This window comes from Kiloniellales bacterium (assembly GCA_030064845.1).
GTDB lineage: Bacteria > Pseudomonadota > Alphaproteobacteria > Kiloniellales > JAKSDN01 > JASJEC01.
This window is the reverse complement of the sequence record JASJEC010000066.1, coordinates 1-13,497: the sequence shown is the minus strand read 5'-3', so window position 1 is coordinate 13,497 and position 13,497 is coordinate 1. Positions and strand designations below refer to the sequence as shown.

Below are 13,497 nucleotides of genomic sequence, written 5' to 3'. Positions count from 1 at the left end.
GGACGGCGGATCTGGGCAAGTGAGGAACCGAGGCGCAGCGGGGGGATCGAGCGATGGCGGCGAAGCAATCACACGGCGGCGGTCAGGGGCACAAGTCACTGCTGACCCGCTACGTGCCGATCCTCGAGTGGCTGCCCAAGTATCAGCTTTCCTGGCTGCGGCCGGATATCGTTGCGGGACTCACGGTCTGGGCGGTCCTGGTGCCAGAAGCCATGGCCTATGCGGGGATCGCCGGCGTGCATCCCATCATCGGGCTCTACACCGTGCCGATCCCGCTGATCGCCTATGCGATTTTCGGCACCTCGCGGACCATGATCATCGGGCCCGATTCTGCGACCGCCCTGATCTCCGGGGTCACCATCGGCGCGGTCGTGGCGAAGCACGGCTCGGCTCCCTTCGAGGCCCTGACCGCGGCGCTGGCTGTGATGGTGGGCGTCTTCTTCCTGCTTTTCGGGCTGCTGCGGATGGGCTGGGTCGCCAACTTCATCTCGACTCCCGTGATGAAGGGCTTCATCCAGGGCCTGGTCTGGATCACCATCATCGGCCAGGTGCCCAAGCTCTTCGGGATCGAGGGCGGCGGCGGCAACTTCTTCGAGAAGACTTGGGACGTATTCCAGAAGCTGCCCGGGGCCAACCCGACGACCACTGTCATCGGGCTCGTAAGCCTCGCCCTACTTTTCGCCATTGCGCGCTTCCTGCCGCGCGTGCCCGGGGCGCTCACCACCGTGGTCATCGCTATCGTTGCGGTCAGCGTCTTCGGGCTTGGCGACAAGGGCGTCGAGATCGTTGGCAGCGTCAAGGCCGGCCTGCCGCCCTTCGGCATTCCCGACGTCAAGCTTGCCGATTTGGCGGCGATCGTCCCGGGCGCGCTCGCCATTGTGCTGCTGGGATACGCGGAATCCCTCGGGGCCGCCAAGGCGGCGCAGGAGAAGTCGGGCGGCGAAATCGATCCCAATCAGGAACTGGTCAGCCACGGGCCGGCCAACCTCGGTGCTGGTCTGAGCGGCGGCTTCATCGTTGTCGGCAGTCTTTCCAAGACCTCGGTGGCCATGGGCGCCGGCGGCAAGACCCAGCTGTCGTCGCTGATCAACGCGGGCTTCGTGTTCCTGACCTTGATGTTCCTGATGCCGCTGTTCGAGAACTTGCCGCATGCGACGCTCGGCGCCATCGTGATCCACGCCATGCTGGGTCTGATGGACTTCGGCTATCTGAAGCGGCTGCGCGGCATCAGCGCGCAGGAGTTCGCACTCGCCATGAGCGCCTTCGCCGGCGTACTGGTCTTCGGCGTCCTCCAAGGCATAGGGATCGGCGTGGTCCTCTCGATCGTCGCGCTGATCTACCGGGCGAGCTATCCGAGCACGGCGGTCTTGGGGCGGATTCCGGGCCAGGAAGCCTACCGGGACGTTAAGCGGCATCCGGAGGCCGAGGTTTTGCCCGGCCTGCTCCTGTTCCGTTTCGACAGCATCCTCTTCTTTGCCAACGCCAACCATTTCGCCGATACGCTCAAGAACGCGGTCGGCACCGCCGAGGTGCCGGTCAAAGCGGTTCTCGTCGACGCCGAGACCGTGAGCGTGATCGACACGACCGCTTGCGACGCCCTGATAAAGCTGCAGTCCGAGCTCGCCGAGCAGAAAATAGCGCTCGCCTTCGCGCGGGTCCGTGACCCGGTGCGTGACGTGATGCAGCGGTCCGGCGTGGAAGCCGCGGTCGGGGCCGAGCGCTTTTACGACCGCATAACCGAGGGCGTGACCGCCTTGCGTGATCAGACGACGGAGAAGCGCTCTTGATTTTGGAGTGGGGTAAGTCGTAACGCGTGGCACCGGGTCGATTAGGGACCGGTGGCCAGGCATCCGCGCGACCTTCGAAGGACCATAGCGGACGGATTTCCTGCGACGGACGCTGCTCTGAGGCCCCTTACGAGAGGTTCCGCCGCGCCGAGAGGAGCGCCTCGCGGGCGAAGGCGGTCTCGGCCTCGCTCATCAACGGCCTGATCTCGTCGAGCGCCGCCTGCGCGCTCGGGTGCCCCAGGGCCCGCGCCCTCTCGAACCAGTAGCACGCCCGGCCGAAGTCGACGGCGACTTCGTGTCCGCCGGCGTGGGCCATGCCGAGATTAAAGGCGGCCAAGGGCTCGCCCAGGTCGCTGGCTCTCTCCCACAGCGCGTGGGCTCTGTCCCGGTCCTTGGGGCCACCCTCGCCGCGCGCCAGGAGCACGCCGAGGTTGACCAGAGCGGTCGGCTCGTTCTGCGCCGACGCCTTCTCGTACCAGCCCCGGGCCGCCCCGAGGTCCAGGGCGACGCCGCGGCCGTGATGGTGGAGCACCCCGAGGTTCAGCTGAGCAAGCGCCAAGCCGGCTTCAGCGGCCTGGCGATAGAAGGCCGCAGCCCGAGCGGGGTTCGGACGGACGCCGTCGCCCTGCTCCAGCATGGCGCCGAGCTGGTTGGCGGCGACCGGATGGCCGGCATCCGCCGCCTTGGCGAAGAGCGCCGCGGCGCGGACCGGGTCCTGCTCGACCCCGAGCCCCGCATAGTGCGTCATGGCAATCCGGCAGAGGGCCTCGGCCTCCTCGGATATCTCGATTCCGCCGAGCTCGGGGATCTTGAGCCGCATGATGCTAGGCGCGCAGCGCCTGGCGGTCGAGGGCGTGACGCTCCAGCTCGTCAAGGCTCACGTAGGCGAGCGCAGCTTCGTGGGTCGCCGCCAGCCTGACCGGCGGTGCGACCCCTTGATCCAGCGCTTCCTTCCAGCGCTCAACGCAGAGGCACCAGAAGTCGCCCGGCTTCAGTCCGGGAAACCCGAAAGCGGGGCGGGGCGTCACGAGATCATTGCCGCGCCGCAGGGAGAACTGCAGGAAGTCTCGGGTAACCCGCGCGCAGACAACGTGCCGCCCGCGGTCCTTAGGCCCCGTGCGGCAACACCCGTCGCGGAAGAAGCCGGTCAGCGGGTCGCTTGAGCAGGACTCCAGGGGAAAGCCGAAGACGTTGCGGTCCAGAGCCGTCATGTCACCGGCCCGCCGAATGCCAGGCCAGCCAGCCGCTGGCCGGCGGCACTGCTTCACGGGCCGCGCCGCTCTCGCTGTCCCCGTCGCCGAATCCGGCGAGGCCGATGGTGAAGCCAAGAACGGCGCCCTGGAGCACGGTCGCGGCGCCGTAGAACAAGATCTGCCAGAAGTCGAGCGACCAGCCCAAACCCGCAACGCAGAAGCCGGCGAGCAGGGCCACGGCAGTGGGAAAGGCGAGGGCGCCGATGACCGTTGATTGGACCAATTCCGCGATGGTGTTCCGGCTGTCCATGAAGAATCTCCCGCGCAGTGACGGGTCTGTTACGCTGTCGCTGGGGAAGCTGGATCATTGCCGACCGGCCACGGCGGGTCAGGCCCGGGGAATTGATCCCCCGCCCGGCGGGGTCCGTAGGCAACCTATATGGTCCGGTTCGTCGCGACGGTGAGACCGGCGCGATGTTCGGGATCAGCGAGGAGGAGCGCCATGTTTGCGGAGTATCTGCCGATCCTGGCCGGCGGCGTCGCCTTCTTCTTCGTCGTCTTCGCGCTCGTGGCCCTCTGGCTTTCGCTCGAGTGGCGACGGAAAGGCTGACGGGTCACCGGCGTGGGATCAGGAGCGATGACGCCAATCCGCATCCTGACCGGCGCCTTTGCGGTCCTAATGATCGCGCTGGCCGTCTGGCGTCTCGAGGCGTCCCGCGCGGGTCTTTCCATAACCGAACTCTCGGTCGGGGAAACGCCGGTCACGGTCTACCGTCAGCCGGGCGCCACCGGCCCCGCAGTCGTCATCGCCCACGGCTTCGCCGGCTCGCGGCAGTTCATGGAGGCCTTCGCCCTGTCGCTGGCCCGCGCCGGCTATCTCGCGGTCAGCTTCGATTTCCAGGGCCACGGGCGCAACCCGCGGCCCATGTCAGGCGACGTCACGCGAATCGACGGGACGACCGCCTTGCTGCTCGACGAGCTGGGCGGGGTGATCGACGCCGTCCTGGCCATGGAGGGGGTCGCCGGACCGGTTGCCTTGGTCGGCCACTCCATGGCGTCCGACATCGTGGTCCGGCGCGCCGTGATGGACGAGCGCGTGGCCGCCATCGTCGCCGTCTCGATGTATTCCGAGGCGGTCGCCGCGGACCGGCCGGACCGCCTGCTGGTCGTCAGCGGCGAATGGGAGCGCCACCTGCGCGCCGGCGGTCTCGCCGCGCTCCGTCTCGTCGATCCCGAGGCCGGAGAGGGCGAGACGGCGGTCGATCCGGACAGCGGGCTCCTGCGCCGCGCCGTGGTCGCGCCGCGGGTCGAGCACGTCGGCGTGCTCTACAGCCGCGTCTCCCTGGAAGAGGCGCGCGCCTGGATCGACGAGGGCTTGGGGCGGAACAGCGCCGCGCCGGTCGCCGGCACCGGCCTCTGGATCCTGGTCCTGCTAGGCGGAATCGTCCTGCTCGCCTGGCCGCTGGCGGCGCTCCTGCCGGCGGGTGAAGGCGCAGCGCCGGACCGGCCGCCGCGGAACGTTTTTTTCACCGCGACCCTGATCCCCGCGCTGGTCGCGCCGCTGCTGCTTTCCTTCGCCGAGATCCGCCTGCTGCCGGTGCTGGTCGCCGACTACCTGGCGCTGCACCTATTGCTCTACGGCGCGATCGCCCTCGCGATCCTGTGGCGCCGGGGAATCCGTCTGGGCGGCTTCGCGATGGTGCCGGCGCTCGCGCTCCTGGCCTTCGGCGTCGCGGTCTTCGGCGGCGCGCTCGACCGCTACGCGGCGAGCTTCATGCCCCACGCCGGGCGGCTGCCGATCATCCTCGCCCTGGCCTTCGGCGCCGTTCCCTTCATGCTGGCGGACAGCCTGCTGACCGAGGGCGGCCGGGCGCTGGTCTGGCGGCGCCTTTTCAGCAAGGTCGCCTTCCTCGCCTCGCTCGGCTTCGCCGTGGCGCTCGATCCCGAGAGCCTCTACTTCCTCGCCATGGTCTTTCCGGTGATCCTGCTCTTCTTCCTGGTCTACGGGCTGATGGGCAGCTGGGTCGGACGGCGCACCGGAAAGCCGATGGTCCCCGGCCTCGCGCTCGGCCTGATCCTCGCCTGGGCGCTCGGCGTCAGCTTTCCCATGATCGCCGCGTAGTGCAGATCCCGGTGTGACGGAATCGCCGGAGGCGAACCGGCAAAACATGTGTATCCGCTCTAGCAGGGTGCTGAAGAACCCCTGAGCCTTTGATCACGGTCATCCTTCGACAAGCTCAGGATGAGGGTAAGTGCCTGAAACATATCGCCCTCACCCTGAGCTCGTCGAAGGGTGGCGGTGCCGGCTAGGCACTTTTTCAACACCCTGCTAGGACAAGACCGGCGTTCCGCTTCTTCAGAAGTTGGCGAGGAAGAAGGGGATCATGAGCGCGTTCGCCAGATCGATGAAGAAGGCGCATACCAGGGGCACGATGATGAAGGCCAGGTGCGAGGCGCCGTAGCGCTTGGTCACGGCGGACATGTTGGCCATCGCCGTCGGCGTCGAGCCCAGTGAGATCCCGCCGAACCCGGAGCAGACGACGGCGGCGTCGTAGTTCCTGCCCATGGCCGGGAAGACCACGAAGATGTTGATGGCGACCGCCACCAGAAACTGGACGGTAAGGACGGTGAGCAGGGGGCCGGCCAGGTCGATCAGGGTCCAGAGCTGCATGCTCATCAGCGACATCGCCAGGAAGGTGCCGAGGGACATTTCCGCGATCAGCGCCATGGCCGGCGTGCGCGAGGGCCATTCCCGCCCGCTGATCCTGGGGAAGTTCCTGGGGACCAAATTCGTGATGAGGATGCCGGCGAAGAGGCAGGTTACGAAGAGCGGCAGCTGGAGGCCGAGCTTCGCCAGCCCTTCGTTCAAGAGAATCCCGACGATCCCGCACACGTGGATGGCGAGGATGGCGTCGAGGAAATCCAGGGCGCCGATGCCCTTCTTTTCCTGTTCCTCGGAAACAACCACGTCGTGCGCTTCCTGCGTATTAGGCTCGAGCTTGTGACGGACGATGAGGAACTTCGCGATCGGCCCGCCCATCAGGCTCGCCAGGATCAGGCCGAAGGTGGCGCAAGCAATTCCGATTTCCATGGCGTTGGCGATGCCATACTCCGCCGAGATGCGCGGCGCCCAGGCGATGGCGGTCCCGTGGCCGCCGATGAGCGAGACCGAGCCGGCCAGCATGCCGCCCGCCGCGGGAGCGCCGAACAGCGCAGCGACCGAGATGCCGGTCACGTTCTGGACGAGCATGTAGCCGATCGTGATGGCCAACAGGATCGCCAGCGGCTTGCCGCCCGCCAGCAGGTCCTTCAGGCTCGCGTTGATCCCGATCGTGACGAAGAAATAGACCAGCAGGACGTCCCGGGCCTCCAAGTCGAAGACGACCGGCGTGCCGCTCGCCGCGTAGACGAGCCCGAACAGGATGGAGAAGAGGAGTCCCCCCGTCACCGGCTCCGGAATGCTGAACTCCCGGAGGAAGCCGATCGCTTCGTTCACGCGCTTGCCGACGAAGAGCACGATGATGCCCAGCGTGACGGTCAGGAACCCGTCGACCTGCAAGACACCGTCGATGATTTCCAGGTTCATGCGGCGCTCCTCTCACGCGGCGGGAGGCATGGGCAGGCCCGCGCTCCGACCTACTTGTAGCCAATAAAACGGAAACGATAGACCGCGACGCGATCGAGCGTTCCCGGGTGTACGTAGCGCGTCTCGCTCAGGATCGCCGTCTTGCCGCCGCCGATTCCGAAGATGCTCGGACTGAAGCTCATGACGAACAGCACCTCTCCCTTGTCGTCGAGGGCGAGGGCGTCGAGGTCGAAATAGAGGTCGTCCTCGGTCTTGTTCTTCACGTCGAAAGACAGGGTCACGATGTTCAAGGCATCGGTTTGAAGAGCCTCTGATTCTTCTACGCTGACGTTTGAGTATAAGAAGCGTTCGAACTCCCGCTCGCCGTTGAGGTTCGAGGGCTTAACGTCCACCCATCCGGAGTCGACGGCCAACTCACCGGCCGCGGAGCCGAATACGGGCAGGCCGACCATGAGGGCAAGTGCAACAGCCAACCATCGCCTCATCGACCGTCTCCCCCCTCTTCTCCGTCTCGCGGGAATTCTCCCGGCACTCATACCAGTTGTGGGCGCGGAGTCTCAAGACGATTGCCGAAGCAACCGGAGAGGCGAACGGCGCCCGCGTTTGGAGACACGACGGGGGCCGGCGAAGGCCATTCAATGCGCCTCTACTAAGCGCATTCCAGGTAAGGTGGATAATGTTGGGTGAATGGAGCGGGCGATGAGATTCGAACTCACGACTTCAACCTTGGCAAGGTTGCGCTCTACCCCTGAGCTACGCCCGCGCCGCTCTCGAAGACTGGGGGAAATAAAGCCTTTGTGGCCGGATTGCAAGCGCCGAATCCGCCGCGCACCGCGCTTCTTGCCGCCGGCCGGCCCGGCCAGTAAGGTCCGCCGCCATGTCGAACGAAGCAATCCCCCAGGAACTGGCCTCCGGTGGCCCGCCGGCGACGCCCGAGGCGCTGTTCGAACGGCTCGGCGCGCTCGGGATCGAGGCCGCCACGGTCGAGCACCCGCCGGTCTTCACCGTCGAGGAGGCCAAGGCGCTGCGCGGCGAGCTGCCCGGGGCGCACATCAAGAATCTCTTTCTGCGCAACAAGAAGGGCGCCATGTGGCTGGTGGTCGCCCTGGAGGACCGGGACGTCGACCTGAAGCGCCTGGGCGAGACGCTAGGCGCCGGGCGCTTTTCCTTCGGCAGCGCCGAGCGCCTGATGCGCTACCTGGGCGTGGTGCCCGGCGCGGTCACCCCCTTCGGCATCCTCAACGACCGGGAGGGCGCCGTGCAGGTGGTGCTGGACCGGGGCCTGATGGGGCACGGCACGGTCAACTGCCATCCGCTGGTCAACACCATGACCACGGCGCTCTCGCCCGAGGCGCTGCTGCGCTTCCTGGAGGCCGAGAACCACCCGCCGGGCTTCATCGACTTCGACGGAAGCTAGGCACCGGCGGCTGAGCGCTGCGCGGGCTTGCCTCCGGAGCCGGGAGCAGCCATGTATTGGCCGAGAAATGGCGGGCCGGTTCGCCCGGCGCCCGCCGCACGGAGGAGCCGACCCCCATGGAAACCATTATCGGCGCGGCGCCCCAGGGCGGGGCACCGGCTGACCTGATCAAGGACAGCGACACGGCGAGTTTCGCCCAGGACGTGATCGAGGCCTCGATGGCGGCCCCGGTGATCGTCGACTTCTGGGCGCCCTGGTGCGGCCCCTGCAAGCAGCTCGGACCGCTGCTGGAAAAGGCGGTCAAGGGCGCGCGGGGGGCGGTGCGCATGGTCAAGGTCAACATCGACGAGAACCAGGACCTGGCCGCCCAGCTGCGCATCCAGTCGGTGCCCACGGTCTACGCCTTCTTCCAGGGCCGGCCGGTCGACGGCTTCCAGGGCGCCCTGCCGGAGAGCCAGGTCAAGAGCTTCGTCGAGCGCCTGACCCAGTCGGCCGGCGGCGCGGGCGGCCCGGACCCGATCGAGCAGGCGCTGGAGGAGGCCGAGGCGGCCCTCGAGGCCGGCCAGGCCGGCGCGGCCACGGCGCTGCTCGGCCAGGTCCTGCAGCACGAGCCGGACAACGCCCGCGCCCTGGCCGGCCTGGTGCGCGGCCACGTCCTGGCCGGCGACGCGGCCGGCGCCCGGGAGATCCTCGACGGCCTGACCGACGAGCTGAGGCGCGCGCCGGAGGTGGCCTCCGCGGCGGCCTCCCTCGAGCTGGCCGAGGCCAGCGCGGAGGCGGGCGACGTGGCCGACCTGCGCCGGCGCCTGGCCGGCAACGAGAACGACCACCAGGCGCGCTTCGACCTGGCCATGGCGCTCTACGCCGCGGGCCAGAACGAGCCGGCCGCCGACGAGCTGCTCGAGCTGATCCGGCGCGACCGGGCCTGGAACGAGGAGGCGGCACGCATGCAGCTGCTCAAGTTCTTCGAGGCCTGGGGACCGAGCGACCCGGTGACCCTCTCGGCGCGGCGCCGGCTCTCTTCGCTGCTGTTCGCATGACCCGCTCGCCCTTCGATCCCGGCTTCGACCAGCTGCCCGGGACCCTGCCGGTCTTTCCGCTGCAAGGCGTCCTGCTGCTGCCGGGCGGGCGGCTGCCGCTCAGGATCTTCGAGCCGCGCTACCTCAACATGGTCAACGACGCCCTTGCCGGCGATCGCCTGATCGGCATGATCCAGCCGGCCGAGCAGGACGAGGAGCAGGGCAGCGCCAAGATCTACGAGACCGGCTGCGCCGGGCGCATCACCGCGTTCAGCGAGACCGAGGACCACCACTACCTGATCACCTTGAGCGGCCTGATCCGCTTCAAGGTGGCCGACGAGCTGGCGCTGCTGAACGGCTACCGCCGGGTTTCGCCTGACTACGCCGACTTCTCCCACGACATGAACGAAGATCAAGGCGAGGTCGACCGGGGGCGCATGCTGACCGCGCTCTCGGCCTATTTCGAAGCCAACGGCATCGAGGGCGACTGGGACGCAATCAAGGACACGCCCGACGAGCGCCTGGTCACCTCGCTGGCCATGGTCTGCCCCTTCGACCCGCCCGAGAAGCAGGCCATCCTGGAGGCCGCGACCCTGCAGGACCGGGCCGAGACCATGACCAAGATCCTGCAGATGTCGATCCATGAAGCGGAGAGCGACGCCGCGCGGCACTGAAGGCCGCGGCCGGCGGCGCGACAAGGAGCGTACCTCATGGCCCCTACAAAGTCCGGAGTCGACCCCAAGCTGCTCGAGATCCTGGTCTGCCCGATAACCAAGGCGCCGCTCGAGTACGACGCCGAGAACCAGGAGCTGATCAGCCGCCAGGCCAAGCTGGCCTACCCGATCCGCGACGGCATCCCGATCATGCTGGCGGACGAAGCCCGCCAGCTGGACGATTGACCCGGCTATGACCACAGAGGAGCGCTTCGCCGCCCCCGAGGGCGGCACCGAGCACTGGCCGACCGAGCTGCGCTACGTCTCGGCGGAGAAGCGGCTGGTGATCGCCTTCGACAACGGCCGGAGCTTCTCCTACCCGGCCGAGCTGCTGCGCGTGGAGAGCCCCTCGGCCGAGGTCCAGGGCCACGGAGCAGGGCAGAAGCAGACCGTTTCCGGCCGCCGCCACGTCGGCATCATGGAGATCGAGCCGGTCGGCAACTACGCGGTCAAGATCAAGTTCGACGACCTGCACGACACCGGCATCTTCTCCTGGTCCTACCTCTACAAGCTGGGCGAGGAGCAGGAGCACATCTGGGCCGACTACCTCGCCGCCCTGGAAGCGCAGGGGCTCAGCCGGGATCCCTGAACCAGATCGCCGACCCTCCCTGTGCTAAGCTTCCTACGGGGGAAGCCAGCTGGGGGATGAGAACCATGACCTATCGCTACGCGGCCCTACTGCCCTTGGCCGCCCTGGCCGGCGCCGTGCCCGCCCTGGGCCAAGAGGCACCGGTCGACATCGTGGCCGCGGCGGTGCGCCAGCACGGCCAGGAATGCCGAAACCCGACGGACGTCCGGCCCGACCCGGACCACACGGAGCCCGACATGAAGGCCTGGATCGTCCGCTGCGAGAACGGCAGCTTCCGGGTCAAGTTCATGGGCGACCGCGGAGCGCAGGTGGAACCGGTCGCGGAGTAGACGCAACCCTCCGAATTCTCAGGGCAGGACAGCATGACCAGAGACCGCTTCGATACCGCCGGCTGCGAGCGGACCATGATGGCGGTGGTGACGACCGGGAACGGCGGCTACGACAAGCTGGTCTACCGCGCGGTGCCGGTTCCCGTGCCGGGCCCCGGCGAGGTCCTGCTCCGGGTCCTGGCGGCCGGCGTCAACAACACCGAGATCAATACGCGGTTGGGCTGGTACTCCTCCTCGGTCACCGGCGGCACGGAGGCAACCGCCGGCGTGCAGGAGGGGGCCGCCGAGCAGAAGGCCGATGGGGGCTGGAACGAGGCCACCCCCTTTCCCTTCATCCAGGGCACGGACTGCTGCGGCCGCGTGGCCGAGGTAGGGCCGGGCGTCGGCGAGGAGATCCTTGGGAGGCGCGTGCTGGTGCGCGCCTGCATGCGGCCCGAGGGCTACGACAGCTTCGAGAACGTCTGGATGGCCTCGGACTTCGACGGCGCCTTCGCCGAGTACGTCAAGGTGCCGGCCGCCGAGGTCTTCCCGGTCGACTGCGACTGGAGCGACGCGGAGCTTGCCACGATCCCCTGCGCCTATGGGACGGCGGAGAACATGCTGCACCGGACAGCTGTCGAGTCGGGCGAGCACGTCCTCGTCGCCGGGGCCTCGGGCGGCGTCGGCTCCGCCGCGGTGCAGCTTGCCAAGCGGCGCGGCGCCCGCGTCACGGCGATCGCCGGCGCGGCGAAGCGGGACCAGGTCGCGTCGATCGGCGCCGACCGGGTGGTCGAACGCGGCAGCGACCTGGTCGCCCTGCTCGGCGCGGAGAGCGTCGACGTCGTGGTCGACAACGTGGCCGGCCCGGCCTTTCCCCAGATGCTGAAGGTCCTGAAGCGCGGCGGGCGCTACACCTCGTCCGGCGCCATCGCCGGCCCCATGGTGAGCCTCGACATGCGGGACATGTACCTCAAGGACATCTCCCTGATCGGCTGCACCGCCTGGGACGAACCGGTGTTTCCCGACCTCGTCTCCTACATCGAGCGGGGCGAGATCCGGCCCCTGCTCGCCAAGACCTATCCCTTGGAGAAGATCGCCGAGGCCCAGCGGGACTTCATGAAGAAAGAGCACTTCGGGAACTTCGTCCTGGTCCCGCCGCAAGCCGGGGCCTGAGGGCGCGCCTAGAGCGGATCTGCTCTAGCAGGCTGCAGACAAAGTGCTCAGTCGGAACCATCACCCTTCGACAAACTCAGGGTGAGGGCGAAATGTTTCAAGGACTTACCCTCATCCTGAGCGTGTCGAAGGATGACCGTGATCAAGGGCACCAGGCTTTCTCATCTTCCTGCTAGAGCGACCGTTCCTCGATGATTCCCTTTGAAGTGATCATGCTCTAGGCTCGCTAGGTCGATTCGGTGTGCGCGCCGGATCGGGCCGCCCGCCGCCAATCCGGCGGCCATGGAAAGGCCCCACGGCCCCTGAACAGCGATGCCTGAGCCCCGGTTTCCCCCGCTGACGGTGTTCCGCAAGGAGCCCCTGATGCGCCTCATCGCGGCGACGGGCCTGTCGCCGGTGGGACTGGGCATCGCTTTTCTCCTCACGGTCTCTCTCTCCCTCTCCTGGTGGGCCTACGAGAGCGAGAGCCCGGCCAAGGCGATCTGCCCGGACCTGCCGGCGCCGAGGGACTTCGTTTCGTTCTTCGAGAACATCAGCTGGTCGATCTCGATCGTCTTCCTCTTTCCCCTCGTGGTGGCGCTCACCCTCAAGTACTACCGGGAGATTCCGAAGCTCTTCGCGTTTCTGGCCGAGCAGACGGATGACCGGGAGAGCGGATCCGGGCTGAAGGACTTCCATGGTTGGCTGGACCGGCGTTTCAACAACTATGGGGTCACGGCGACGACGGCGCTGATCTCGCTCGTTCTGAATGTCTACTACTTCAAGCAGATCCTGGAGAACCAGCCGTGCAAGGGCTGGATGACCAGCGGCGAGATCTTCGCCTCCATGACGGCGAGCGGGTGGGGCCTCACGCCCCTCGGGCTCTACGCGGGCGTGATCCAGTTCGTCCTGATCTACTGGGTCCTCAACCTGGTCTGGCGCGGCGCGGTCCTGGCCTGGGGGCTGCACGAGTTCTTCAACAAGAGAGACTTCCCGGTCCGCATCCAGCCGCTCCACCCGGACCGCTGCTGCGGCCTGCGCAAGATCGGCGACGTGGCGATGCTGCTAAACTTCACGCTGTTCCTGCTCGGCATCTACCTGTCCCTCAAGGTGATCGACAAGATCGTCATCCAGGGCAATCCGCTCTCGATAGACATCGGCAACCCGGTGATGCTGGGCAGCTATCTGATCATTGCGCCGCTGCTGTTCTTCTTTCCCCTGGGCGCCGCCCACCGGCAGATGAGCGCGGCCAGGGACAGGTTTCTGGAGCCGCTCCGCCGGAGGCTCGAGACGCTCATGGGCGACCTCGCCGAGACGACCCTGGACGACCGGGGCCGCACGGCGGTCCAGACCTTCGCGGCGCTCGATGCCGAGATCGCCCGGCTGAACAAGGCGATACCGGTCTGGCCTTTCGACTTTCGCTCGCTCCGCGCCTTCGCGGGCACGATCGTGATCCCGATCTTTCCCGTCGTCTTCCCCTATCTGCTCAAGCTCGTATTCGGCAATTGACCGAGCCCCCGAGACGAGCGCGCAAGCGACCACCCGGGTCGCATCGGCGGTAGACAGCAGGCGGCCGGCCGCCTCACTCTAGGGCCTGTGGACATTCAGGGCGCGCTCCTGGTCCGAGTGAAATCGGCCTGCTGTTAGGCGCGAGGAGGAAGGACATGCCGAGCATATTCGACGACAAGCAACGCGGCAGGAGGCCGATTTCGCCGGATCCCTTCGGGACGGGG

Annotated in this window: 15 protein-coding genes and 1 tRNA gene; 10 read left to right on the top strand and 6 right to left on the bottom strand. The window is 67.4% G+C overall.

Annotation, left to right across the window (positions count from 1 at the left end; genetic code table 11):
• The first annotated feature begins 53 nt into the window (after positions 1 to 53).
• On the top strand, positions 54 to 1,787 hold the full coding sequence (locus tag QNJ67_18405) for a SulP family inorganic anion transporter (GenBank protein MDJ0610952.1): 1,734 nt from the start codon (positions 54 to 56) through the stop codon (positions 1,785 to 1,787).
• A gap of 127 nt (positions 1,788 to 1,914) precedes the next feature.
• On the opposite strand, the gene QNJ67_18400 is transcribed toward QNJ67_18405, so the two are convergent.
• Genes QNJ67_18400 through QNJ67_18390 form a run of 3 tightly spaced genes read right to left on the bottom strand, consistent with a single transcriptional unit; the run spans position 1,915 to position 3,290 of the window.
• Positions 1,915 to 2,607 (bottom strand): tetratricopeptide repeat protein, encoded by a 693-nt coding sequence (locus QNJ67_18400; protein ID MDJ0610951.1) that lies wholly within the window; start codon positions 2,605 to 2,607, stop codon positions 1,915 to 1,917.
• A gap of 4 nt (positions 2,608 to 2,611) precedes the next feature.
• Positions 2,612 to 2,998 carry a DUF2237 domain-containing protein gene (locus QNJ67_18395; GenBank protein MDJ0610950.1) on the bottom strand — a complete coding sequence of 129 codons (387 nt, stop codon included), beginning with the start codon at positions 2,996 to 2,998 and terminating at the stop codon, positions 2,612 to 2,614.
• 1 nt (position 2,999) lies between these two features.
• Positions 3,000 to 3,290, bottom strand: coding sequence for a hypothetical protein (locus QNJ67_18390; GenBank protein MDJ0610949.1), 291 nt, complete (start codon positions 3,288 to 3,290; stop codon positions 3,000 to 3,002).
• Between the two features lie 327 nt (positions 3,291 to 3,617).
• Here QNJ67_18390 and QNJ67_18385 point away from each other — a divergent pair, with 327 nt between their 5' ends.
• Entirely contained in the window at positions 3,618 to 5,102 is a 1,485-nt protein-coding gene (locus tag QNJ67_18385) for an alpha/beta fold hydrolase (protein MDJ0610948.1), read from the top strand.
• Positions 5,103 to 5,336: 234 nt separating this feature from the next.
• Here QNJ67_18385 and gltS read toward each other — a convergent pair whose 3' ends face one another.
• The 3 genes from gltS to QNJ67_18370 form a co-directional block, all read right to left on the bottom strand.
• Positions 5,337 to 6,566: a sodium/glutamate symporter gene (gltS, locus tag QNJ67_18380; GenBank protein MDJ0610947.1), complete on the bottom strand. Its 1,230-nt coding sequence runs from the start codon at positions 6,564 to 6,566 to the stop codon at positions 5,337 to 5,339.
• Positions 6,567 to 6,616: 50 nt separating this feature from the next.
• The gene (locus QNJ67_18375; GenBank protein MDJ0610946.1) at positions 6,617 to 7,051 is read right to left on the bottom strand and encodes a hypothetical protein; all 435 of its coding nucleotides are present in this window, start codon (positions 7,049 to 7,051) and stop codon (positions 6,617 to 6,619) included.
• A gap of 203 nt (positions 7,052 to 7,254) precedes the next feature.
• Positions 7,255 to 7,329: transfer RNA gene (locus QNJ67_18370), tRNA-Gly, on the bottom strand.
• Between the two features lie 114 nt (positions 7,330 to 7,443).
• Here QNJ67_18370 and QNJ67_18365 point away from each other — a divergent pair.
• The 8 genes from QNJ67_18365 to QNJ67_18330 all read left to right on the top strand — a co-directional run bounded on the left by QNJ67_18365 (position 7,444) and on the right by QNJ67_18330 (position 13,273).
• Positions 7,444 to 7,983, top strand: coding sequence for a prolyl-tRNA synthetase associated domain-containing protein (locus QNJ67_18365; protein MDJ0610945.1), 540 nt, complete (start codon positions 7,444 to 7,446; stop codon positions 7,981 to 7,983).
• Between the two features lie 116 nt (positions 7,984 to 8,099).
• A complete protein-coding gene (gene trxA, locus QNJ67_18360; GenBank protein ID MDJ0610944.1) occupies positions 8,100 to 9,023 on the top strand; it encodes a thioredoxin in 924 nt (307 codons plus the stop codon).
• Positions 9,020 to 9,676 carry an LON peptidase substrate-binding domain-containing protein gene (locus tag QNJ67_18355; GenBank protein MDJ0610943.1) on the top strand — a complete coding sequence of 219 codons (657 nt, stop codon included), beginning with the start codon at positions 9,020 to 9,022 and terminating at the stop codon, positions 9,674 to 9,676. The genes trxA and QNJ67_18355 overlap by 4 nt, the downstream gene beginning before the upstream one ends.
• A gap of 36 nt (positions 9,677 to 9,712) precedes the next feature.
• Positions 9,713 to 9,901: a Trm112 family protein gene (locus QNJ67_18350; protein MDJ0610942.1), complete on the top strand. Its 189-nt coding sequence runs from the start codon at positions 9,713 to 9,715 to the stop codon at positions 9,899 to 9,901.
• Between the two features lie 7 nt (positions 9,902 to 9,908).
• Complete coding sequence (locus QNJ67_18345) at positions 9,909 to 10,304, top strand: DUF971 domain-containing protein (GenBank protein ID MDJ0610941.1); 396 nt, start codon at positions 9,909 to 9,911, stop codon at positions 10,302 to 10,304.
• Positions 10,305 to 10,369: 65 nt separating this feature from the next.
• Positions 10,370 to 10,633: a hypothetical protein gene (locus QNJ67_18340; protein MDJ0610940.1), complete on the top strand. Its 264-nt coding sequence runs from the start codon at positions 10,370 to 10,372 to the stop codon at positions 10,631 to 10,633.
• Between the two features lie 33 nt (positions 10,634 to 10,666).
• A complete protein-coding gene (locus tag QNJ67_18335; GenBank protein ID MDJ0610939.1) occupies positions 10,667 to 11,785 on the top strand; it encodes an alcohol dehydrogenase family protein in 1,119 nt (372 codons plus the stop codon).
• Positions 11,786 to 12,148: 363 nt separating this feature from the next.
• Entirely contained in the window at positions 12,149 to 13,273 is a 1,125-nt protein-coding gene (locus QNJ67_18330; GenBank protein ID MDJ0610938.1) for a hypothetical protein, read from the top strand.
• Positions 13,274 to 13,497: the final 224 nt, after the last annotated feature.